Below are 23,998 nucleotides of genomic sequence, written 5' to 3' on the forward strand. Positions count from 1 at the left end.
AATAACTAAAATAATGAAAACATCAAGGAGAGACTTTGTTAAAACCAGTGCTCTGGTAGCACTGGGAGCAGCTCTTTTGCCGGCTTCTGCCTGTTCTTCAGACAAGAAGAGATATGTCGGTGTTCAGTTGTATTCAATACGCGACGATATGGCAAAGGATCCGTTAGGCTCGCTGACACAGCTGGCAAAAATGGGTTATGTTTATGTTGAACATGCTAACTATGTAGATCGCAAGTTCTATGGATATAATGCGACTGAGTTTAAAAAGGTTCTTGATGATCTTGGTTTGAAGATGATAAGCGGTCATACCGTTATGGGCAGTGAGCACTGGGATGCTGCAAAGAAGGATTTCTCAGACAGCTGGAAACAGACAATTGAAGATGCCGGCATCCTTGGCCAGAAATATGTTACCAGTCCGTGGATGGATGAAAGCATGAGAGCCACATACGACGGTTTCAAACAGTATATGGAAGTTTATAATAAATGCGGTGAACTGTGTCAGAAGCAGGGTATGAAATTTGCGTATCATAATCATTCTTTTGAGTTCACCGAAAAGCTGAACGACGAGAAGATATTTGATATAATGATGAAGAGCATTAATCCTGAACTTGTTGTAATACAGCTGGATATCGGTAATTTATATAATGGAGGAGCAATTGCACTTGATGTGGTGAATCAATATCCCGGAAGATTTGAAAATGTCCATGTAAAGGATGAGATCAAAGCAACCGAGGGCACTGAGATGTATGAAAGTACTATTTTGGGACAGGGAATTGTGAATGCCAGGGAAGTTGTCGACCAGCTTACAAAAATAGGCGGAACTACCTGTTACATTATTGAGCAGGAATCATACCAGGGCAAGACACCGATGGAATGTGTAAAAATGGACCTTGATATTATGAAGAGCTGGGGTTACGTTTAATACGTTATCTTATGAAATAAAAAACCGGCTGACATGCCGGTTTTTTATTTTCTTAAAAAAAAGTTAAAAATCATTTGAAATCGATTTGATATTCTTTTTTTATTTTAATTGCAGAATAAATAAAGAAAGTTCCCCGAAAATTTTTTTGAAGTATTAATTATAAACCCATAGAAACCAATGAAATCATTTCTTTCTAAAGTATTCTTGTCCCTTACTCTTACTGTTATAACAGCAGGCATTGTAAACAGTCAGCTTATTGAATGGAGAGGGCCAGACAGGTCGGGTATTTATAATGAAACAGGATTATTGAAGAAGTGGCCCGATGGCGGTCCAAAACTTATCTGGGAGGTATCTGGCATGGGCGATGGTTATTCTTCTGCAACGGTTACAGATGATGCCATTTATGTTACAGGCAGAAAAGATGATTCAGACATTCTCTTTGCACTTACCCTTGACGGAAAGGTAAAATGGGAGACTGTTTACGGCAAAGCATGGACTAAAAATCATACCGGATCGAGATCTACTCCAACATATTACAATGGGAATATTTTCCTTATCAGTGGCAGTGGCGATATTGTTTGTGTCGATTCGAACGGAAAGATCAAATGGTCGAAGAATCATTATGCACTTTATGAAGGAACGCCAATAATGTTCGGGATCTCAGAATCACCACTTATTGTTGACAATATGGTTATTGCTTCGCCGGGGGGGAAGAAAGCATCAGTTGTTGCATTCAATGTTAATGATGGTAAAGTAATGTGGGAGACTGAGCCTATCGATGTGAGTCCACAGTATATAAACCCTAAGCTTATAGAATATGCAGGTAAGAAGATGATTGTAACTGTTATGGCTACAAATATTTTTGCAGTTAATGCAAAAGACGGCAAAATATTGTGGAAAGTTGATTATGCTGCTGAAAATGCTGGAACGGGAAGGGTTATGAAAAATCATGCCATTACACCAATTTATAAGGATGGACATATCTTAATAGCTAATGGATACAACTGGGTGGCATTGAAGCTGAAGCTTTCAGCCGATGGTAATTCAGTTGAAAAAGTATGGGAGAACCGGAATTTTGATCCCCAGCATGGTGGTGTGGTTCTTCTGGGCGATAAGATTTACGGATCAACACACCAGGCACAACCGGTTGATAACTGGATCTGTGTAGACTGGAATACAGGCAAAACCCTCTGGACAGAGAAATGGTATGTAAGAGGATCAATTATTTCAGCAGATGGAATGCTATACCTTTTTGAAGAGAAATCAGGTCATGTAGCCCTTGTTAAACCGGATCCCGCAAAGCTTGATATAGTAAGCGAATTTCAGATCACAAAAGGGGAAGGACCTTTCTGGGCTCATCCTGTCATAAGAAAAGGCAGGCTTTATATGAGGCACGGTGACTATCTGATGGTTTACCAGATAAAATAGGCACAACAAAAGGATCTGTTGAGGATTTTAATATTTGACAATTTTCCTAGTGTACACTTTATCTGATGTCCGGATCTTAAGGATATAGATTCCCGCCCGTAATGAATGAAGATCTGATTCGTAAGAGAGGCTATTGACATATTCTTCTTTGAGCAACTGGCCCTGAATACTGTAAAAGCTGACTTGTTTAATTTCAGACGGGGCGGCAACTCTAAGCAGATCTTCTACTGGATTTGGATAAAGCGTCAGGTCATCATCGCCTGCAACACTTCGGTCAGAAACAACTATGTCATCTGATGCTGACCAGTTTCCCGGAATAGTGTTGTCAAGACCAGGATCTTTCAGTTTAAGATATTTTCCGTTTCCGTCGGCATCAGGCCAGGGTATGGTATCGGAGTAATGAACTTCGTCGATTACATTTCCGTAACGGTCGGCCAGGACAATTTTCTGTCCTTTATTTGATAAATGCCTTGTAAACTGACCGAACGGATCACTTCCGTACTTTGTCCTGAATGCCATTATATTACCTGCAAGAATTATTGAAGAGTTTGATTTCATTGTTGAGTAAAACGGGAACTGGTACACAAAACCTGTTCCGCTGAAATAGATCCCGTCCATATTAATATCCTTATCTCCGTTATTTGTGATCTCTATGAATTCATGATCATCGCTTTCGGTGAGTGATACAGACGACGGAGGATGATACATAATACCCGAGATAACAAGAGGAGGAACAGGTATATTTTCACAATCTGCAGAAGAGCCAATATTACCGTTTATCCATTCGGTTCTGACATTGAGGAAAGTCTTGATTTTACTGACCTCTTCCTGAAGATTCCCTACAGATGACCAAAGTGCATTATCTCTTATTGCTGCTTCGTTTATTTTATTCCTGGTCTGATCCAGAAATGATTCAATGACGGAAGTATTCAATGGCTGTCCGGGTTTTGTCAGTTCACTCCATCTTTTCGACATATAGCAATTGAACTGCTTGTTGCGGAAGAGGTCCCTCCAGAATCTTGATCCTTCATTATCACCGTTTGAGAACTGCCAGACATTTGTTTTGCTCCTGTTAAAACCCCATATGAAAATATCGTTACCATAGGTCAGATCGCAGTCCCAGACGGGTCCGGCCCTGAGCTTGCCGTTTCTGTCTTTATGAAAAAAGGTGCTGAACATATAGGCATCTGCATTGGAGGCCAGCTCATTGATCAGCATATAGTCAATAAATGAAGGGATATCGATATATTCAGATATTTCGCTGAGATCAGAATTTAGGGAATAAAAGGCAGATGTTTCGAACACCTGGAACTGGGTTTTAATGTAGTTGCTCTGCACTGATGTAATCTCATCCGGCTCAGGCTGCTCGTGAATGTAACCAATTGCTGCACCGAAAGAGCTGTACATAGTCCAGGCTATAGGGTCACCGCCCGTAGTTTTATCTGCTTTAATAATATAGCCGCCTGTAAGGTTCGGCAGGGTATTGTCTGTCTTGCTGATATCGCTTATATCCACTCTGTTATCATCAGCTTTGATCTTCTCCTGAAGCAGGTATAATCCTTTGTAGGTGCCATTTATTACCAATTCACAGTAGGCAGTGCGTGATGCATATTCCCCAATCATCCGGGAGAGATTGTAGGAAAGGTAATCGCGCATTAATGATGGATCGAAGACCATTCCGTTGAGGATCCAGTCATTTTCAGGCGGCATACCAAGAAGACTTACATTATTATTTGTTTTGTTGTCGTCGAGGAGTGTTGAAAATCCGTATTGTTTCTTCGGGCGTGTCTGGGTCGAGGAGCCTCTTATCTCAATCTCTATTTTCCCGTTATAATTGAGAAATGCCGGATTATTTACATCTGTGAGGTAGTTTCTTTCTCCGTTTCCCCTGTCAATTATCTTCATTGAAGCTATTATCCTGGGATTATCAACGATCTGTGTAACACCTGGTGTTGTAATTATCACAATAGGAAGGTTGCTGTCAGTAAACTCCTGGGCACGGGAAAACATGTTTATAAAAATCAGGAGAAACGATATGATTGCGGTGTGTTTCATCATTGCCTTTTCCGGCTTATAAAAGTAGCATATCTTTAGTTCCCGTCAATTGTTTTCAATAGTTTGGTTGAAGGTAATCAGTTATCTGAATTGGGAAGATATTTTCCCATCTTTATTATCTTTGTATAAGAAGGTTACTTACTTACAGGTACTCTTTTTGCAAATAAACTGATAATAAATATCACTGTTCCAATGATAAAGAGTTACATTCTTTTAAGTACACTGATTATAAATACCTTCATTAATGTCTCCTGTAAAAAGAACTCTGATGATCTTAAGCCTTCTGTAACTATAAATGGTGTGGTTGAGGTTGCAGAGGATATAACCGGATCGACAGCAGATGTAAGCGTGTATCTTTCAGCTTCATACGAAAAAGAGGTAAGCCTTGACTATTTCACATCAGACAGTACTGCTGTCGCAGGAAAGGATTATGTTGGAGTAAGTTCAGGACAACTGATATTTCAGCCGGGTGAAGTATTGAAGACCATTAAAATCAGTATTATTCCGGATACTGCACAGAAGAAGGATGTGATCTTCAAGCTGGTGTTCAGAAATCCTGTTAACTGCAATCTTACCGGCAGAGATCTGCAAATTAAGTTAATGAATGTCGATTATTCCAGGCTTGTCTGGAGTGATGAATTCAATACAGGTCAGCTGAATACAACATTCTGGAATTATGAACTTGGTGGAGGCGGCTGGGGCAACAAAGAGCTTCAGGTATATACCAATTCAATCGAAAATGTGCACATCGATAGTGGTTATCTGCATATTTCAGCCCTTAGTCCGATTCCCTCCTCATATACGTCAGGCAGGATAACAACAAAGGGGAAGAAGGAATTTACTTATTTCAGGGTTGATATACGTGCCAAAGTGCCTGAAGGACAGGGAGTGTGGCCTGCTCTGTGGGCTCTCGGTGGCAATATTTCAACTGTTAACTGGCCAAAATGCGGAGAAATTGATATAATGGAACTTTTAGGTCATGCGCCGGCAACTACTTATGGAACAGTGCACTGGGATGCAAATGGGCATCAGATGAAAGGAAGCAGTTATTCACTTACTTCAGGTAAATTCAGTAGCGGATTTCATGTTTTTAGCCTTATCTGGACACCCGGCCGGTTTAAATGGTTAGTTGACAATAAAGAATATTATAGTCTGAGCAGAGCCGAGATCAGTGGTTTTCCTTTTGATCTCCCGGAGTTCTTTATCTTTAATGTTGCTGTAGGAGGAAACTGGCCCGGTTCGCCTGACCAGACTACAAAATTTCCTCAGCATCTGATCGTTGATTATATAAGGGTTTATCAATAAAATTGAATTACAATGAAGAAGAACCTTTTTCTCCTTATTACAGCAATAAATCTCATTGCTGTTTCCCCGGTTTATACACAGAGCAAAGTTGCTCTTACTGATAAGGCCGGAATATTGACAGGTGAGACTGAGACAATGCTTTCAGAGCGGTTACGTGCTGATTCATATGAACTCACTTCAATGATTGATACCAGGAGGAGATGCGACTACTGGTTTGTTACACTATCGACGCAGGACAATGAATTATTTATGTCTGTATCAGATTGCAATGACAAAGCCGCCGGATCGAAGAATATAGGATCTAAGATTGTGACAGCCAATGATTCAGAAAAAGCTCTTCTTCTCTATTATGCTTTTTCAGAAATAATTAAGAATCCTTATAAAAGTACCGGTGATCTCACACCCGAATCCTTAAAAGAGGTTTCTGAAGAACAAAGTGTTCAGGATAAACCCCTGACAGATCCCGGCCAGCATAAGTCGCGGTACTTCTTTTCTCCTTCTTCATATAATCTTGAGAAGGGGGAACTATACTATAATACATTGTACTTTTTTGTACACGATGTACAATATGGAATAAGTGATAAATTCTCGATTGGAATGGGAACCACAATTATGGGATTCCCATTTTACCTTACACCGAAGGTTACTATACCTGTAAATGAAAAGTCGGCGGTTGCTGTTGGTGATATGCTGATTATAGGAACCTGGGGAACCAATTTCTCGGGTAACCTTTTGTATGCAACTTACACAAGGGGGAATTCTTATAATAACTTCACTATTGGAGGAGGTTATCTTTATCTGGGCGACGGTGAAATCACTAATAAAACTAATTCGCCTGTCCTAAACTTTGCCGCTCTTCTGCAGATCTCAGACCACATCTACTTCATCACCGAAAACTATACCTCGGTTGTAAAGACCAAACAGACTGCTAATTATAGTTACTATAATAATAATCCCCCCTATGATTATACATATTACAGCGAACAGTATGAGCAGAATATGTTCTTTTTTTACGGGATGGCAGGGTTCCGGTTTATTAACAGGAACAAAGATGTAAGGAGCTGGCAGTTTGGCCTTTCATATATTTTCCGTTCATATGGGGAAATTCCATGGGTATATAAGGGGAACTACTGGTATACAAATGCTTACAACGAAACAAAGTTTGTTGCATTCCCTGTTATCGGGTATGCCAGAAAATTCTCAGCAAAATATTAGCCGGGCAAAAATCTGATCCGTAAATTTCAAAAAATCTTTCCAACGCTTTTTTTATGAGTACTTCAGAACGATTCAAAAGGGAACTGAACAAGCATATCCCGTCAACGCAATGGCTTAAGGATTATTCTCTTACTGTATTTGGCAGCGATGCGGTCTCCGGTGTTACTCTTGCTGCTTATGCTATTCCGGTGTCTCTGGCTTATGCCACCCTGGCAGGCCTGCCACCCCAATATGGAATCTATGGATATCTTATTGGAGGTATTTTTTATGCTTTGCTTGGTACAGGTAAGCAACTGGCAGTTGGCCCGACATCTGCCATTTCCATGCTAATTGGAGTTACGCTTGCCAATCTCTCAGGAGGAGATATCCAGCGCTGGGTCGATTTAGCCTCATTATCGGCCCTCATATTTTCCGGAATGAGTATTCTGGCATATATTCTCAGACTAAGCAGTATAATAAATTTCATCAGCGAAATTGTATTAGTGGGTTTTAAAGCCGGTGCAGCAATTGCTATCGGACTTTCACAGCTTCCGAAATTATTTGGAGTACCGGGAGGAGGCGAGGGATCAATAGAGCGCGTTACTATTCTTGCAGGACAATTGTCGGCAACAAATATTGCAGTTTTAATATTTGGTATTTCAGCGATTATCTTATTGATAGCCGGGGAAAAACTTTTACCAGGCAAACCGGTTGCAATTGTTATTGTGGCAATATCGGTTCTGATTATTACGTTTACCCCGCTTGGCTCAATGGGGTTTAAAACAGTTGGAGTTATACCAAGCGGGTTGCCTGAATTAAAGATGCCATCTTTAAACCTGGTTGATATAGGGGAAATTATTCCTCTGGCATTTGCATGTTTTCTTTTAGCTTATATTGAGAGTGTATCGGCAGCTAAAACACTGGCACAGAAAAACGGATACGAGATTGACACACGTCAGGAACTGCTTGCTCTGGGAGTCGCTAATCTGGCAACTTCAATTGGACATGGATATCCTGTAAGCGGAGGTTTATCACAGTCAGCCGTGAATGAGAAGGCTGGTGCAAAAACCCCTGTTTCTCTTGTAGTTGCTTCATTAAGCATCGCTGTCTGCCTCCTGTTTCTGACAGGATTACTTAAAAACCTTCCAACAGTAATACTTGCTGCAATTGTCCTGGTAGCTATAAAAGGATTATTCGATCTAAAGGCAATGAAGAGGTTATATAAAGTTAACCGCTTCGATCTTGCTATAGCACTTATTGCTTTAGTCAGTGTTATAATTTTCGGTATTTTACATGGTGTACTTATTGCAGCATTGTTCTCTCTGATCCTGATTATCAGGAATGTATCTAGTCCTCATGTGGCATTTCTTGGCCGGATTCCGGGAACCAACAGGTACACCGACATAAAGCGGCATCCTGATAATGAACTGATTCCGGGTGCTCTGATATTCCGTGTGGAATCAACCCTGGTTTACTTCAATGTAGCAACAATTTACAATACTGTATGGGCCAAAGTTAAGTCGATGGATTCATCTTTGAAAGTTGTAATCTTCGATCTTAGCACATCTGCAACAATAGACTCAAGCGGAGCCAGGCTTATTAAACGTTTATATGAAAATCTGAAAGCCAGAAATATTGAATTCAAAGTTGCCGAAGCACACTCAGAAGTGCGTGATACTCTGAGGATTGAAGAGATTGAGCATTTGCTCGGTCATGTAAGCCGGCGCGATACACTTCATGATATTATAGTTACTTCAATAGGAGAGAGGGAACCCGATATCAAAAAGCCTGCTGTAAAACCAAAATCATTGAATACACCTGAGATTGTTGCTCAGATTGTATTGGGAAATAACTATTTTACACAGACCCATCCCAAGGAGTATTTTGAAAGTTTCGGGTATGAGCAAAAACCCTACATTACGCTTGTAACATGTTGTGATTCAAGAGTTCCGCTTAACTCGCTGTTGCCCGACACGTCTAATAAGGTTTTTTCAATACAGAATATTGGAAACCAGATTTTATCAACAGAAGGCTCTGTTGATTATGGCATATATCATCTGAAAACACCGCTGCTATTCTTTCTGGGACATTCAGACTGCGGAGCAATAAAGGCTTACTTAAAAGGATTTGAACAGGAGACTTATAATATAAAACACGAGCTTGACTTCCTTCAGCCGAGTATAAAGGAACTGGAGACAAATAAGGATTTTGGGAAGCTCCATTCTCATATTGTCGAAAAAAACCTTGATTACCAGGTTAATATAGCCTGTAAGAAATATAAGGATCTGGTACAGTCCGGGCAGCTTACTGTTATGGCCGGATACTATGATTTCAAGGGTGAATTTGGTAAAGGAATGGGCGACATCGTAATTGTAAATGTAAACAAGCATAAGTCGGTTGAAGAATTACATAGTCATCCATTGTTTGAAATGCTTTCAACAGCTCAGAAAGAATTACATATCGGCAGGCTGCCTGTTTGATGGTGAGCTCGCCGTATTTTAGAATTATAACTTTTGTAAAATGAAAAAAATCTGCCTTATTGTCATTTTAAGCTTCTGGTTCATAATGTCATACGCCCAGAATGCAGATAGTATATGGATTGTAAATAACTATACAAAGATCGAGAGGCAGATTCCGATGAGAGATGGTATTAACTTATTCACATCGATTTATATGCCAAAGGATATGTCCGAAAGTCATCCTGTTTTAATTGAACGGACACCTTATTCCTGTGCCCCTTACGGAGAGAGTAACTGGAAGAGTTATTGGAATTCGTATTTAAAGTATTACCTGCGGGAAGGCTATATTATGGTAACCCAGGATGTAAGGGGAAGATGGATGAGCGAAGGAGAGTTTGTAAATATCAGGCCCTTTAATCCCGACAAGAAGTCGGTTAATGATATCGATGAGGCAAGTGACACCTACGATGCAATTGACTGGCTTATCAAAAATATACCTAATAATAATGGTAAAGTTGGTGTATTCGGGATCTCATACCCCGGATTTTACTCAACCATGGCGGCTGCCAGCAATCATCCCGCATTAGTTGCTGTTAGTCCGCAGGCTCCGGTGACTAACTGGTTCATTGGCGATGATTTTCATCATAACGGGGTATTTTTTATTCTTGATGCTTTTAGTTTCTACTCTGTTATGGGGTCTGGTTTTGGCGCTCCTCATCCCGTACCAACATCGGTTGCAGCCAAGACTATTAATCCCCCAGTGTTCGACAATTATAAATTTTATCTTGAGACAGGTCCTCTGTCTTCATTCTCAAAGATACTTGGTTACAACAATGACTTCTGGAAAGACCTGTTTGCACATCCCGACTATGATGCGTGGTGGAAAGCCCGCGATGCACGAAATGCAACAAAAAATCTAAAACCGGCAATGCTTTGGGTAGGCGGATTATTCGATGCGGAAGATACCTGGGGAGCCTGGAATTCATACAAGGCAGCTGAATTGAATAATCCAGGGAAAGAATTTAATAAACTTGTAATGGGTCCGTGGTATCATGTACAATGGGCAAATAGTGACGGTACCCATCTCGGAAATATCAATTTTGGCAGCAACACTTCGTTATGGTATCAGCAGAGAGTAGAGATTCCCTTTTTCAATTTCTATCTGAAAGGAAAAGGAGGTGCACCTAAACTCGCTGAAGCAACAATTTTTATTACCGGGGAAAATGCCTGGAGGGAATTTGATCAGTGGCCACCAAATGCAAAGGAAGATAGACTGCTCTATCTTCAAAAGGGAGGAGACCTAGACTGGAAACTGCCACAATCAGGTTCCGGCTATACAGAATACCTGAGCGATCCGGCTAAGCCGGTTCCTTATACGGAAGATGTTCATTATGTCAGGACAAGGGAATATATGACTGACGACCAGCGCTTTGCAGAACGCAGACCTGATGTTATTGCGTTTAAAACTCCCGTTTTAACTGAGGATGTTACTGTTACCGGTGTAGTAACAGCTGATCTCTATGCCTCCGTTTCAACGACTGATGCCGATTTTGTAGTGAAGCTGATTGATGTATTCCCCGATAATCTTTCTTATAATAAACCTGATATATATGCTGATTCTGATCCTGAGAATATATATCCGATGGGAGGTTATGAGATGCTGGTACACGGCGAGATTTTCAGAGGAAGATACAGGATGAGCTTTGAAAAACCAGAAGCATTTACCCCGGGTAAGGTTGAACAGGTAAGATTTGACATAAGTGATGTGGCTCATACCTTTAAAAAAGGTCATCGGATAATGGTCCAGATCCAGAGCAGCTGGTTTCCGCTTGCTGACCGTAATCCTCAGAAGTTTGTCAATATATATGAAGCAACGGAAGCAGATTTTCAAAAAGCGACCATAAAAGTTATGCATACTGACAAATACCCGAGCAGTGTTAGACTGCCGGTTTTAAAGAGGTAGCTATCAGCTAATGTCTTTTTTTATCGGGAAGGGTACACAGTCTGTTAATCATCAGATTATCAATGTATACGAAAAAATAAAATTTGCTTTCAATACCAAATTGGTATAATTTTGATATTGATAAGTTTTATTTAGTCAGAATCATAGTTGTTAGTCGATGAAGAAAACAGCCCTTTTGATGATAACAATTCTGCTGGCTGCCTGCTCAGTAAATGATTTGTCTCCCTTAGTTATATCAAACAATGCAACTATTGTAAGTCAGTCTGAAGTTGATGTTGTCTCTTTAGTTAATGCAAATAATCAGGTTACATCAGTTGTGTTTGAATATGGATTAACAGATAATTATGGTCAGTCAGTTGACGGATTGCCGGAAAAGATAGGTGGTAATTTAGATACTGAAGTTTCTGCGACTATATCGGGACTATCATCAGAAACCAAATATCATTATCGCGTAAAACTGGAAAGCCTCATGGGTACAACCCGGGGAAAGGATATAACATTTGTTACCACGCTTTCAGGGGAGGTCCTGTTCAATACAAATATTAAGTATGGATCAATGACTGACAGAGAAGGAAATATTTACAGGACTCTGCAGATTGGAGGTCAGACCTGGATGGCAGAAAACCTCAGATCAACAAAGTATAATAACGGTAAGTCTATTACACTTGTAACCGACAATGCAAAATGGGCAGCACTAACAACCCCGGCCTATTCATGGTATAATAATGATCCTGAAACATATAGTTATAAAAAAGTATATGGAGCACTTTATAATTCCTATGTTGTGGAAACCGGCAACCTGTGTCCTGCAGGCTGGCATGTTCCTTCTGTAGAAGAATGGAACACATTGATTGTCTATTTAGGAGGTCCGGGTGCAGGAGGCAAGCTGAAGGAAATGGGTATTTTACACTGGCAAATGCCAAATTCAGGTGCAACCAACGAAAGCGGATTCACAGCCCTTCCGGGAGGTCAGAGAGGCGGAGACGGCAGTTTCGGACTTATAAATGCCAGCGGGAACTGGTGGTGCTCATATGAAACATTAACCGACAGAAAATGGCATCAGACAATTACTTTTGATGCCCCATATATAAACAGCAGTATTTATCCTGATAATTATGGGTATTCTGTCCGCTGTTTAAAGGATCCCTGATATTACCTCTATGATAAGACATTATTGCATTATTTTGTTTCTTCTTTCAGTATACCTGCCTACTAAAGGTCAGAGAAGTCAGGATTCTCTTGCCCTTGTTGCCATCTATAATTCAACAAACGGACCAAACTGGACTTTTTATCCGAACCTTGGAAATGTAACAAAATGGAATAGTACACAGCCGATATCAAAATGGTATGGAATTACTGTTGAGAACAACCGTGTTACAAAGTTAAATCTGTCACTGGCAGGAATATCAGGGATCCTTCCAAAAGAAATAGGTAATTTATCTGAACTCACATCATTGTACCTGTCCGGCTCTTACTCCGGCACCATACCACCTGAAATAGGTAATCTCACAAAGCTGACTAGTCTCTATTTGTCCTCTTCTAACCTCGGAGGTCAGATTCCGTCAGAAATTGGAAACCTGTTAAATTTATCTTCCTTGACTTTAACCAGCAAGGCACTTACCGGTCCATTACCGGCTTCAATAGGTAATCTGTCGAATCTGACAGAACTGATTATTTATAATACAGGAATAGATGGAAGCATTCCTTTAACAGTCGGTAGTCTCACAAAACTTGCCAGGCTCCTTTTGTACAGTAACCAGCTTAGTGGCTCCATTCCCAATGAGATAGGAGAGCTAACAAACCTGGTTGATTTATGGCTGGATAGTAATCAACTGAGTGGAAATATTCCTTCAACCATGGGTAACATGACTAAACTTAAGGTATTGTATCTTTCATACAATAAACTTGAAGGGTCAATTCCTGATGAAATAACCAACCTAAGCAACCTGGAAAGCTTAAGTCTCTTCAGCAATTATCTGAGTGGACCAATTCCATCTGGGATAGGTAATATGACAAATCTTATTTCGATTGGATTATCCCGTAATAATCTTACCGGTACTATCCCTAAAGAAATTGGCAATTTGAGCAATCTATATTCTTTGATGGTAAGTGATAATAACTTTACAAGTCCTCTCCCGGCCGAAATATTTGATTTGAAAAAACTTCGATATCTTGATTTAGGCGGTAATAAGCTAAGTGGGTCAATCCCATCCGACATTGGGAAGTTTCAAATAATTGAATCAATCGATTTATCACATAATCAGTTCAGCGGAACGATTCCGCCTGAGATCGGAAACCTTACTGCCCGGCTGGGATCGTTGATTTTGTCAAATAATAATCTTACCGGCACGATCCCTCCGGAGATAGGTAAGTTGTCAAAACTAAGCGGATTGTATCTGGATAATAATCAGTTAAGCGGAAACCTACCTCCCGAGATTGGCATCCTGTCGGGCCTTATGTCACTCACTCTTGACCATAACAATTTCACAGGTTTGATTCCTGTTTCGATAGGCAATCTTGTCAGTTTATGGAAACTTCGATTAGACAATAATCATTTTTCCGGATCTGTTCCGGCTGAAATCAACAAACTCAACTACACCAGGATTATTAAACTAAATAATAATGACCTGGATGGACTTCCAAAACTGACCCTTCAGTATTCTGATAGTATATTTATACAGGATAATAAGTTCACATTCGAAGATATTGCACCCAATAAAGACATTGCAAAAAAGTTATTCACCTATTCCCCACAGGACAGCACCGGATCAAGAATTGATACTATATGCAAGACCGGGGCAACTTTCCGGTTTATTAACAACACAGGTGGTGTAAATAATATTTTTACTCTATATAAAAACGGAACCCCAATTGCAGAAAAGGACAATGGCAGTTTTACTTTATCTGATCTTGAGCCATCACTTTCAGGGTCATATTACTGGGCTGTAACCAATCCGGATGCCCCCGGACTTACTATTTACTCAAGGCCGGTTAACCTCACAGTATCTGAAGAACGGGTTTCTGAAATTGGTATCTATCCTAATCCGTTTGGTGATAGACTGAATATCGATTTTAAGGATGAGTATGCCGGACTCAGCAGGATAGAGATAATTAATTTTAATGGAGATCTGTTATATCAGGATTTCACAAGAGAAAGGCTCTTTGATATTAATTTGGCTCATCTGCCAAAAGGAAGTTACTTCATCAGGATACAGACTGACAGCTTTTACCGGATTAAGAAAATTGTGAAATTCTAAACAGGTTTGTCGTTATTCTGATATAATAAAAGGTAGTTCCTAAGTATACCATTTTCTTTCCCGGTTCATAGGAGAACTGAAAATATTGTAAGCAATATTTGCATTTTCAATAACCTGGAAATCGAACATCCCGACACATGCAAAATCAGCTCCGCTGTTAAAGGCATGCCTCAGGCCATCTTCGGGTTTAATAGCCCCTGCAGCCAGAACTTTATATGCTATCCAGGGGGTAGTGTTTTTACTGAAGAAATCAGTTACCGCTTTATCATCCATGCACCAGATATTGTCGTGCGACTGATTGTGGTCCTTTCCATCTTTTGGAAGGTACGGATTTGCCGGATCGGTGGGGGTTGCTGACCAGTATTTATTATGATGAAAGGTTTTCATGAAGAAATCGACATTAATTCCCTTCTCCACACAAGTCATCGGAACAGTAATGGAATGTCCGGCAACACCTGCAATCAATCCCTGACTTTTAATAAACTCGACAGGTTTTATTAGATCATCAATCCTGTTTTCCTGGATAATCAGATCAGCAATATTCCCCATTACAAAAGCCCCGATAGCACCGTTGTCAATTGCTGATTTTATATTTGTGATATCCTGTCCTTTTGGATAGGTCTGTGCCAGCCATTGTATTTTTCCTCCCCGTTTCCAGTACTTATCAAGGATTCTTATGGTGTTTTCGTCAGTGCGTAAAACGGCTGTATTTATCCCGCATGCCTCGCATAGCCATAATGTCTCAATTACTTTTTCATCAGTAAAATAGGATTTAAGCCATGATGAGACATATATAAGATCGCGGGCATGGGCAAATCCGCTTATAAGATTACCACCGGCCATGACCCTGCTGAGAGTTACATCTTTTATTTTTCCTGTCGGGACCTTCCCCTTAAGTTCTCTGATATCAATATTTTTGGCTGTCATCATCGAAGCACTGGAAATCCCGTCAACTTTTGCAGTCAGGTTTTTCTCCTCAAAGCTTATCCAGCCTCTTTTCTTGGCCATTCCGAAAAATACTGCTCCAAAAACCGGAAGTACTGCCAGGTTTTTTATCAGCTCACGCCGTGAAGTGTCGAAATTTTCCAGTCTCTCATGGTTATCAGCTGAAGGGAATTTGAGTTCCTTGCGTTTTAAATGATAATATCTTAATAACCTCTGCAATCCCCAGAGATAGTTTTGGGGCAGGGAAGCCAGGCCAATTAAAACAAATGCTTCAATAAGATTATAGTTTATAATGTAGAAATGGCTTGTAGAGGGCAGAGATGAATATACGAACGGAGGGCTGGCAATATAATACATCAGCAGCAACCCGGCACCAAGCAAAGCAGCTATTCTTGTAAAGAGTCCGACAAATAGACAAATTCCGATTATTATCAAACCCCAGGTGTTCAGAAAATCGATTACTCCCAATCTTCCCGGATTACTTATCAGCCAATGGAAAAAGCCTGAGAACAGCCACTTTGATTCCATAAGGTAGGAGGCTGAGGACCAGTTTGGATTAAATAGTTTAACAATTCCTTCATAAAGAAAATGCCATCCGGCAAAAATCCTTACTATTGTTAAAATCCAGACAGTTATTCCCTTTTTGTTATTCATCAGGTAAATTCGAAGTATAAAAAACTTTCTATTTTTTACTTAAAAATAAGTGTACCTGTTACACTTTATTGTGTCAGTGCCTGACGTGTTACAGGAGGTTCCTTACCGGAATGAACAGACAGGATCCTGCCAAAGGTATCCTTTGCTGCATTGATCAACTCAGTATAAGGACGATCTGTAACATCAACGAAACCAATATTATAGTTTTCCCCGTCATTGCGTCCTGTAGCAGGCTGGTCCATCCACTGAAACCAATGTGTTCCTATAATGGCATGGTTGGCTGCAGCATTCTCAACATAATATCTGTAAGCAACTCCTCTTTCTTCCTGACTGATTGTTTGTGCCAGTCCGGGTGCCAGTCCCCTGCCGGGAACTCCGAAATGAAATTCTCCGATTACCATCGGGAGTCCGGTTATTTCATAGATTCTTTTGATCATAGCCGGATTAACAGAATAGCCGTAACTATTGAAGCTGAATACGTCAAATCCCTTAGAGGCTATAATTATTGCATCGGGTGCAGAACCGCCAAACCGAAGGCCCAGATTCAAATGGTTGGGGTCGTGTTTTTTCAGTGCTGCATTTATTGTGCTTATAAACTTTGCATAAGTATTATAAATGAATTCTTTACGTCGCTCAGGTGTATCTTCTTTTTCAAGAAACTTCTTAAGTTCTGTCTGCATCGGAGTTGACTCACCCGTAAGAATAACATTCACAAGTTCAAGTTCCCTGTTTGGCCAAGGGGGTTCATTGCCGATAAAATATCCGAGCAGCCATGGATCATCCTTTTTTGGAGCACATTGCCTCTGAGCGGCTTCGTCTACACTCTTTACCCAGGCCGGATCATACACATCTGGCATACCCATAAGGCCTGTCTCTATTCCCCATCCGCGAAGTGTGGCCACATAAGCTTTTTTCTGCTGGTTACCCAGGTTAGCATCCGACCAGTTTGCAATTGTGTTTAGTCCCCAGTCATCCATTCGCCGAAATGTAAAGTTCATCCACTTCTGATACCACTCTGAGCCGAAACGACGGTAAAGGTTCCAGCTGTAGAAAGAATAGTTGGTTGCTGTGGGTTGATTTGCAGGTCGGTTAGCAGGCTGATTTGCTGTCTGGGTTGGCATCGTAAGCTCAGCAGCCGGGGGAAATGACCTGAAGATATATTCTCTTCCCTTTATACGCGAAAATTCTGAACGCGGACCAATTCCTGTTGTTCCGGTTGAATAGAAAAGATAACCATCCGGATCAACAAACCACCAGATACTATCAATTTTTTCCACCCGGAAGAATCCTGTTCCTTTTAACTTTTGAGCTTTGAAACCACCATAAACAGAAAGATTAAAATTTCCTGTTTTTAGTGTTTTGGCCTCTTCATTCCATGCTTCTTGCAGCTCTTCTACGGATTTTGCTTTGCCATCCCATTCGGCAGGGATCCATTGTCCGAATTCGTCAACCAGCGGATATGGCCCGAAGACAGTATCCATGGCACTCATTGTCAGCTGCACGTTTCTGATTTCAAGATTTGGATTGCCTATAGGGAGTCGCATCGAGACACCTATTGAATCGACATTATTTATTGACCCAACCTGGCTCGAGAAACCGATCCAGTAGCCGGGGCGGGCTGTCTTTCCGATTGCGGCCATATCCATCCCTTTGGTGTTCCTTTTCTGAAAATGAATCAATGGTATTGAAGCCCTGACCCATGCACCCTGAAAAGGCTGAATAGTAACTCTCCTTACACCTGATGTGTCGTATACCTTAAGATCAAACCGCTGGGTAGTGGAAGACTTTAATTCGAAAGTCAGGAATTCAGATGAGGACCAGTCAGCAGGGATCTCCTGATTTAATTGGCTGACTGACCATTTTGTTTCTGATGTTTTGCCTGTGAAATTTACTGTAAAAGATTCCTGCTTTGAGCTGCAGCCTGTTAGCAGCAAAATTGACAGGAACTGGATAATAAGGAGATTTTTTTTCATGTCAGGAAAGGATTAATCATATGCAATTTATTGTTTTATCTCTTACAATATTATCCTGACAAAAGAATTTATTAAATTTGAAAGTATGGTTCAAACAACCTTCATTCAAAAAAGCCGGTTGCATTTATTATTCACAAACTTAATCTTGCTAATATGAAATTAAAATCATCACGGAGAAAATTCATCCGGAATCTGGGAGGGACTGCAGTACTGTTATCAGCAGGACCATTGTCGGGTTTTGGATCGGACAGAAAAAATGAGGAACGTGTTCTCAGTTATAATCAGAAGGTCTCTTCCAGCGATAAGATAAGGATCGCCGGAATAGGTATGGGAATTATGGGTAATCAGGATGTTGATACCGCGTTAAAAGTTCCGGGAACTGAGTTAGTTGCAGCCTGTGACCTCTATTCAGGAAGACTTGAAAGGGTAAAAGAGAAATACGGAAAGGATATTTATACAACAAAAGACTACAGGGAAATACTCAACAGAAAGGATATTGATGCTGTAATTATCTCTACCAGCGATAACTGGCATGCAAGGATTGCAATAGATGCGATGAATGCAGGGAAATCAGTCTATTGTGAGAAACCCATGGTGCATAAACTCAGTGAAGGGCTCGAGGTTATTGCAACCCATGATAAAACAAAAAAGATAATGCAGGTTGGCAGCCAGAGAGTAAGCGGTATAATTTACCAGAAAGCCAAAGAACTTTACAAGTCAGGGATCATTGGACAGCTAAACTGTATTGAAGCATCTTTTGACAGGCAGGATGCTCTTGGTGCATGGGAGTACACGATGCCTACCGACGGCTCGCCACAGACAGTTGACTGGGACAGGTATATTGCAGGAACACCAAAGACTCCTTACGATGCCAAAAAGTTTTTCTGGTGGAGAAATTACAGAGATTTTGGAACCGGAGTCTCCGGAGACCTTTTTGTCCACCTGTTATCAGGTATTCATGTAATGACCGATTCAAAGGGTCCTGAGAAGATTTTTGCTTCAGGTCAGATTGCTTACTGGAAAGACGGGCGTGATGTTCCGGATATAATGGTTGCCATTATGCATTATCCTGAATCTAAAGAGCATCCTGCTTTTGAGGTTATGCTGAGAGTAAATTTTGTAAGCGGAAACGGCGATAAGGGCTTAACAAGATTTATAGGCAGTGAAGGGGTAATTGAAATGACTGATAACGGGTTTAATATAACGAACAGCATAATGTCGAAAGCACCCGGGATTGGCGGATGGGATGCACTGGATACTTATCCGAAGGCTATGCAGCAGGAACTGTTGAAAAGGTATAATGAGAAATATACAAAAGAACAACAGACAAGACCTGTGAAGGCCGGAACCAAATATTCAGCTCCGGAAGGACATGATGAGCATTTTGAGCATTTCAAAAATTTCTTCGAAGGTGTTAGAACAGGTAAACCTGTTGTTGAAGATCCGGTATTCGGATTCAGGGCTTGTGCACCTTGTCTGGCATGTAACGACAGTTACTTCCAGAAGAAGATCATCAATTGGGATCCGGTGAATATGAAGGTTCTCTGATTATTTTCTTAACCCTTCCCCTGGCCCCTTCCCTTAAACAATAAGGGAAGGGGTTGGGAGGGTTCAGACAATTATTTATTGTAAGGAATAAAGACCTTGTTTAAAAGGGCGATGGTTGCTTTTATGCCTTCATCTTCGCTTAACTTATTTCCTTCATATTCAACGTCAATATAGCCGGTGTATTTTGAGTCGGAAATAATCTGCATCATCTTGACAAAATCAACTCTTGTTTCATTTCCTTCTGCATCAAAATCAAGAGTTTTACCGCTTACACCCTTAGCATAAGGCATCAATTCTTTTGTTCCGGCATAACGGTCGTACTCGTAGAAATTTCCCAGATCAGGCAATGTTCCGCAATTAGGCCTGTTTACTGTTTTCATTATTTCTGCCAGCCATTTTCCTATTGAAGAATTCCCACCGTGATTTTCGACGATAACATTGATGTTATATTTTGCTGCATAATCTGAAAGTTTTGTGAGTGCATCAATTGCAGCAGCCTGCATTTGTCCCATTGTTCCTCTGCCTCCGGCATTTACTCTTATTGAATGGCATCCCAGGAACTGGGCAGCTCTGACCCATTTATAGTGATTCTCAACAGCTTTTTGTCGGGCTGCAGCAGAGGTATCAGCAAGGTTACCTTCTCCGTCAACCATTATCATAAGGCTTTTAACACCATATTTTGTACATTCATTTTTAAGCTGTGTAAGATACTCGGTATCTTCTGCTTTATCTTTGAAAAAAGTAGAAACGTATTCCACAGCATCAAGTCCGTATACTGTTTTAGTAATCCTTGGGAAATCCATATTTGTTATTTCCTTTTTACCCAAAGCGCGGTGAAGCGACCATTCAGCCAGTGAGATCTTAAAACGAGGTTCCTGCCCGGAAGAAGTCAGAGTGGATAGTCCTGCCAGCAGAATAGCAAATGAGAATAGTTTGATTTTCATGTCAGTAATATTTTTGGTTAGTGGTTAATTCAGGTTTCTAAGGTAGGACTTTTAAGTGTAATCTGTAAATTATATAAATCATTTCAAAAATTCTGTAACATGTGCAGATCAGATGTTATTGAACTTTGTCTCTGATAAAATTAACACATAAATTATGAAAAAATTATTATTGATATGTACGTGCCTGGCGCTTACATTAATTATTAATGCACAAACCATTGACAAAAAATGGAATATTGGTCTGCATGCCGGAATAAGCCAGTATAAAGGCGATCTTGGTGGTGCAATTTATTCCTCAAACATGTCGTATGCCCTGGGCGGACTATCAGTATCGAGATATATTGGCGGTCACTTCGATTTGAATCTGCTTTTAAATAAAGGAACGGTAGGATTTAATAAAGAGGGTGGAATCGGAAATTTTAACAGTGGTTTTACTTCAGCTCTTCTAAATTTCAGGTTCAATATTTTAGGACCAAAGTCATTTGTGAGGCCTTATCTATTGGTAGGTACAGGAGCAATGCTATTTGATACCAATATTGACATTACTAAAGATAAGGTTGATTATGTTGCTCCTTCATTCGGTGGAGGAGTAAATGTAAAACTGGGTCCGTCAGTAATGCTTAATCTGCAGGAAACATTTCTCTACTCTACAGCGGATGATAAAGACGGGATGGAAGGCGGAGCAAATGACATGTTCCTGTTTCACACTGCCGGACTCACCTTTAACTTCGGAAAGAAAAAAGATGCAGATAAAGACGGAATTTCTGACTATCGTGATAAATGTCCTGATACCCCTCTGGCAACTCCTGTAGATAAAGCAGGCTGTCCTCTTGATAAAGACGGTGACGGAATAGCAGATTATCTTGATAATTGTCCTGATCAAACAGGAAGCAAATCATTAAATGGTTGTCCTGATAAAGACGGTGACGGTATTGCTGACAAAGATGACAGTTGTCCCGATATCGCAGGTCTGGCAGCTTTTAAAGGTTGTCCTGATAAGGATGGTGACGGAATTATGGATAGTGATGACAGATGCCCTGACATTAAAGGATCTGCAGAGTTAAAGGGCTGTCCAGATTCAGATAACGACGGGGTGGCTGACCTTGATGATAAATGTCTCAACACAATTGCCGGTTATAAAGTAGATGCAACAGGCTGTCCAATGGATAATGATAAAGACGGGATCTTAAATGAAGAGGATTCATGTCCTGATAAAGCAGGTAATGTCGCAATGAAAGGTTGCCCTGATACAGATGGCGATGGTGTAGCTGATAACGAAGACCGTTGTCCTTTAGTTAAAGGAAACATTGCAAACAAGGGTTGCCCTGAAATTGCAGTGGCAGATGTTAAAAAGATAACACAGATAGCAAGCAAAATATTTTTCGAAACAAATAGTGATGTTCTGAAAGTAGCATCATTGGCTCAGCTGGATGAATTATCCGAAATACTTAAAAGATATGAAGCAGCCAACTTAATTATCGAAGGGCATGCAGACAGCCAGGGTGAAGATGCATTTAATCTTACTCTGTCACAGAAACGTACTGAGTCGGTAAAAACATATCTTATGAGTAAGGGAATTATGGAATCTCGATTAACTGCCATAGGTTTTGGTGAATCAAAACCAATTGCTGACAACAACACATCGCTTGGAAGAGCAAAAAACAGAAGGGTTGAATTAAGGACATCTTACTAATCAGTTTTAGAAGAGAACAGGTTGGTAATTTTTGAGTACGGTGAGGGATTGTTGATATCAACAATCCCTTTTTTCATTGAAGACGCACCATAACATTTTTTTGACTTCTATTGAAACTATGTCTAAATTTGACTTAGATAAACATCTGAATACAAATTGGATGTCTTATATGATAAAAGAATGAAACTTCAGAAAATATTAATTCTGATACTATTTATCGTAATTCTGATGCCTGATTTTCTGCTTAACGGCGGAGTGTCAGACAGTACAGTAGCAGTTTCAAAGTGTTCTGTGGGATTAAGAACGGGATTGTACCTTTCTAGTTTTAATGCATCCAATTCTTATGGCGGACCCCATGGTTACAGCTTGACTTACACCAATAATAACGAGCTAATGGCTGGTTATCACTTTGGTTTTTATCTCGATTTCAGGAGCAGGAACCATTTTTCATTTCAGCCTGAAATAAATTACACCAGGGTCAGGCATAGTATATATTATTCTGAATGGAGATCCGGCTACCCAGTTGGGAGCATAACAATTACCGACTATGAATTAACTTGTTCAGTATTACAATTATGCCTGCTTCCAAAGTTGATAATTGGGGACAAATCAGAAGTGAAAATTCTTGCCGGCCCGTTTATCCGGATTCCTGTTGCCTCAGGAGATAACTGGGCAATGTCCAGACAGAATAAAATACAGGGAGGAATTGGAACTATCCTGGGTTTGAGATTTGATGTACCTGTAAAATCAGATTTTGTATGTATTGATCTCAGAGCAGCAACAGATATTAGTAGCATAATTTCAACTCCACTGCCTATAAAAGAAGCCTCCATAGCATTGGGTCTGTCCTATTTGTTCGGAGTAAAGGTCAGGCAATGAAATTAATTTCAGGGTATGCATATTGAAATAGTTAATATGAAAAAGATTCTGATCATCCTGATTGGTTTATTTTGCTTGGATGCGTTTGGTGATTCATCTGAAATATCATCAATTCCTGACGGATACGCAAAAAGCCGGTTCCTTGTAGTTCCCAACTCTGCTGTTACAAATATAGGAGGCAACGGCACATCACCCGATGAAAGTCATCCTTTTATGATCATCGGCATTGGGATACTTGCTGGAGAACTTGTGTTGTTATCCAATGATTTATATCTCTACCCCTCATTCTCATTTCTAAAAGGATTTAATGAGTATCATGACTATGTAAGAGGTACAGGATTTGTTTATGGACTCAGAAAAACCTTCAAGCGTTCAGCTTTAGAATATGGAATGAGTATTACAACATTCTCAGACAGGTATTATATGACTGACGGGACAAATACCTGGGCTCAGTACTATGCTGACAAAAGGCCCGGAATACATATTAATTTTGTTCATCAGATCTTTTATAACAAAACACCCTCCTGGCAAAAAATTTATCTCGGACCAACAATAAACCTGGTAAATGATTTTGGTTACGGAGGAATAATCGGCACAGAATTACAATTTGCCAAACGGTTTAAGTTTGATGTCAGATATGAATATTCAACTCAGACAAATCAGATACAGGCAGGAATAATATTCAATTTCCAGAAAGAATACTTTTGGAAAAAGCATTAGTTAATGTATCCAATAGCCTGTGAAACTTTTGTATCGAGGGGTTTCTTAACCGCATTTAT

The 23,998-nt window shown here is 40.3% G+C and carries 16 protein-coding genes; 12 read left to right on the top strand and 4 right to left on the bottom strand.

The annotated features are described in order from the left end of the window. The first annotated feature begins 13 nt into the window (after positions 1–13). Both IPJ16_06590 and IPJ16_06595 read left to right on the top strand, forming a co-directional pair. The gene (locus IPJ16_06590; protein MBK7626856.1) at positions 14–922 is read left to right on the top strand and encodes a sugar phosphate isomerase/epimerase; all 909 of its coding nucleotides are present in this window, start codon (positions 14–16) and stop codon (positions 920–922) included. 177 nt (positions 923–1,099) lie between these two features. Continuing rightward, a complete protein-coding gene (locus IPJ16_06595; protein MBK7626857.1) occupies positions 1,100–2,350 on the top strand; it encodes a PQQ-binding-like beta-propeller repeat protein in 1,251 nt (416 codons plus the stop codon). A 27-nt stretch (positions 2,351–2,377) separates the two neighbouring features. Here the strand turns inward: IPJ16_06595 and IPJ16_06600 are convergent, their stop codons facing one another. Continuing rightward, complete coding sequence (locus tag IPJ16_06600; protein MBK7626858.1) at positions 2,378–4,408, bottom strand: CotH kinase family protein; 2,031 nt, start codon at positions 4,406–4,408, stop codon at positions 2,378–2,380. A gap of 189 nt (positions 4,409–4,597) precedes the next feature. Here IPJ16_06600 and IPJ16_06605 point away from each other — a divergent pair, with 189 nt between their 5' ends. From IPJ16_06605 to IPJ16_06630, 6 genes are all read left to right on the top strand, one after another. After that, complete coding sequence (locus tag IPJ16_06605) at positions 4,598–5,710, top strand: family 16 glycosylhydrolase (protein MBK7626859.1); 1,113 nt, start codon at positions 4,598–4,600, stop codon at positions 5,708–5,710. 12 nt (positions 5,711–5,722) lie between these two features. Then, positions 5,723–6,925: a hypothetical protein gene (locus tag IPJ16_06610; GenBank protein ID MBK7626860.1), complete on the top strand. Its 1,203-nt coding sequence runs from the start codon at positions 5,723–5,725 to the stop codon at positions 6,923–6,925. Positions 6,926–6,978: 53 nt separating this feature from the next. After that, on the top strand, positions 6,979–9,384 hold the full coding sequence (locus IPJ16_06615; GenBank protein MBK7626861.1) for a bifunctional SulP family inorganic anion transporter/carbonic anhydrase: 2,406 nt from the start codon (positions 6,979–6,981) through the stop codon (positions 9,382–9,384). A gap of 40 nt (positions 9,385–9,424) precedes the next feature. Next, a complete protein-coding gene (locus tag IPJ16_06620) occupies positions 9,425–11,326 on the top strand; it encodes a CocE/NonD family hydrolase (protein MBK7626862.1) in 1,902 nt (633 codons plus the stop codon). Positions 11,327–11,504: 178 nt separating this feature from the next. Then, on the top strand, positions 11,505–12,476 hold the full coding sequence (locus IPJ16_06625) for a fibrobacter succinogenes major paralogous domain-containing protein (GenBank protein MBK7626863.1): 972 nt from the start codon (positions 11,505–11,507) through the stop codon (positions 12,474–12,476). A 10-nt stretch (positions 12,477–12,486) separates the two neighbouring features. Then, entirely contained in the window at positions 12,487–14,583 is a 2,097-nt protein-coding gene (locus tag IPJ16_06630) for a T9SS type A sorting domain-containing protein (GenBank protein ID MBK7626864.1), read from the top strand. A gap of 39 nt (positions 14,584–14,622) precedes the next feature. Here the strand turns inward: IPJ16_06630 and IPJ16_06635 are convergent, their stop codons facing one another. Both IPJ16_06635 and IPJ16_06640 read right to left on the bottom strand, forming a co-directional pair. Then, positions 14,623–16,182, bottom strand: coding sequence for a DoxX family membrane protein (locus IPJ16_06635; protein ID MBK7626865.1), 1,560 nt, complete (start codon positions 16,180–16,182; stop codon positions 14,623–14,625). A 65-nt stretch (positions 16,183–16,247) separates the two neighbouring features. Next, positions 16,248–18,155, bottom strand: a complete 1,908-nt coding sequence (locus tag IPJ16_06640; protein MBK7626866.1) for a hypothetical protein — start codon at positions 18,153–18,155, stop codon at positions 16,248–16,250. Between the two features lie 153 nt (positions 18,156–18,308). On the opposite strand from IPJ16_06640, the gene IPJ16_06645 reads away from it, so the two are divergent. Further along, the gene (locus tag IPJ16_06645; GenBank protein MBK7626867.1) at positions 18,309–19,703 is read left to right on the top strand and encodes a Gfo/Idh/MocA family oxidoreductase; all 1,395 of its coding nucleotides are present in this window, start codon (positions 18,309–18,311) and stop codon (positions 19,701–19,703) included. 71 nt (positions 19,704–19,774) lie between these two features. Here IPJ16_06645 and IPJ16_06650 read toward each other — a convergent pair whose 3' ends face one another. After that, complete coding sequence (locus IPJ16_06650) at positions 19,775–20,647, bottom strand: sugar phosphate isomerase/epimerase (GenBank protein MBK7626868.1); 873 nt, start codon at positions 20,645–20,647, stop codon at positions 19,775–19,777. 154 nt (positions 20,648–20,801) lie between these two features. On the opposite strand from IPJ16_06650, the gene IPJ16_06655 reads away from it, so the two are divergent. From IPJ16_06655 to IPJ16_06665, 3 genes are all read left to right on the top strand, one after another. Beyond that, the gene (locus IPJ16_06655; GenBank protein ID MBK7626869.1) at positions 20,802–22,340 is read left to right on the top strand and encodes an OmpA family protein; all 1,539 of its coding nucleotides are present in this window, start codon (positions 20,802–20,804) and stop codon (positions 22,338–22,340) included. 180 nt (positions 22,341–22,520) lie between these two features. Next, positions 22,521–23,219 carry a hypothetical protein gene (locus IPJ16_06660; GenBank protein ID MBK7626870.1) on the top strand — a complete coding sequence of 233 codons (699 nt, stop codon included), beginning with the start codon at positions 22,521–22,523 and terminating at the stop codon, positions 23,217–23,219. A gap of 36 nt (positions 23,220–23,255) precedes the next feature. Then, positions 23,256–23,939: a hypothetical protein gene (locus IPJ16_06665; protein MBK7626871.1), complete on the top strand. Its 684-nt coding sequence runs from the start codon at positions 23,256–23,258 to the stop codon at positions 23,937–23,939. Positions 23,940–23,998: the final 59 nt, after the last annotated feature.

It is taken from the genome of Bacteroidales bacterium (assembly GCA_016709865.1).
GTDB lineage: Bacteria > Bacteroidota > Bacteroidia > Bacteroidales > VadinHA17 > LD21.

Excerpts from the sequence above, each read along its gene's own strand:
- IPJ16_06640 (MBK7626866.1), bottom strand. The coding sequence starts at position 18,155 with ATGAAAAAAAATCTCCTTATTATCCAGTTCCTGTCAATTTTGCTGCTA.
- IPJ16_06595 (MBK7626857.1), top strand. The coding sequence starts at position 1,100 with ATGAAATCATTTCTTTCTAAAGTATTCTTGTCCCTTACTCTTACTGTT.
- IPJ16_06625 (MBK7626863.1), top strand. The coding sequence starts at position 11,505 with ATGATAACAATTCTGCTGGCTGCCTGCTCAGTAAATGATTTGTCTCCC.
- IPJ16_06655 (MBK7626869.1), top strand. The coding sequence starts at position 20,802 with ATGAAAAAATTATTATTGATATGTACGTGCCTGGCGCTTACATTAATT.
- IPJ16_06645 (MBK7626867.1), top strand. The coding sequence starts at position 18,309 with ATGAAATTAAAATCATCACGGAGAAAATTCATCCGGAATCTGGGAGGG.
- IPJ16_06620 (MBK7626862.1), top strand. The coding sequence starts at position 9,425 with ATGAAAAAAATCTGCCTTATTGTCATTTTAAGCTTCTGGTTCATAATG.
- IPJ16_06610 (MBK7626860.1), top strand. The coding sequence starts at position 5,723 with ATGAAGAAGAACCTTTTTCTCCTTATTACAGCAATAAATCTCATTGCT.
- IPJ16_06660 (MBK7626870.1), top strand. The coding sequence starts at position 22,521 with ATGAAACTTCAGAAAATATTAATTCTGATACTATTTATCGTAATTCTG.
- IPJ16_06650 (MBK7626868.1), bottom strand. The coding sequence starts at position 20,647 with ATGAAAATCAAACTATTCTCATTTGCTATTCTGCTGGCAGGACTATCC.
- IPJ16_06605 (MBK7626859.1), top strand. The coding sequence starts at position 4,598 with ATGATAAAGAGTTACATTCTTTTAAGTACACTGATTATAAATACCTTC.
- IPJ16_06590 (MBK7626856.1), top strand. The coding sequence starts at position 14 with ATGAAAACATCAAGGAGAGACTTTGTTAAAACCAGTGCTCTGGTAGCA.
- IPJ16_06630 (MBK7626864.1), top strand. The coding sequence starts at position 12,487 with ATGATAAGACATTATTGCATTATTTTGTTTCTTCTTTCAGTATACCTG.
- IPJ16_06615 (MBK7626861.1), top strand. The coding sequence starts at position 6,979 with ATGAGTACTTCAGAACGATTCAAAAGGGAACTGAACAAGCATATCCCG.
- IPJ16_06635 (MBK7626865.1), bottom strand. The coding sequence starts at position 16,182 with ATGAATAACAAAAAGGGAATAACTGTCTGGATTTTAACAATAGTAAGG.
- IPJ16_06665 (MBK7626871.1), top strand. The coding sequence starts at position 23,256 with ATGAAAAAGATTCTGATCATCCTGATTGGTTTATTTTGCTTGGATGCG.
- IPJ16_06600 (MBK7626858.1), bottom strand. The coding sequence starts at position 4,408 with ATGATGAAACACACCGCAATCATATCGTTTCTCCTGATTTTTATAAAC.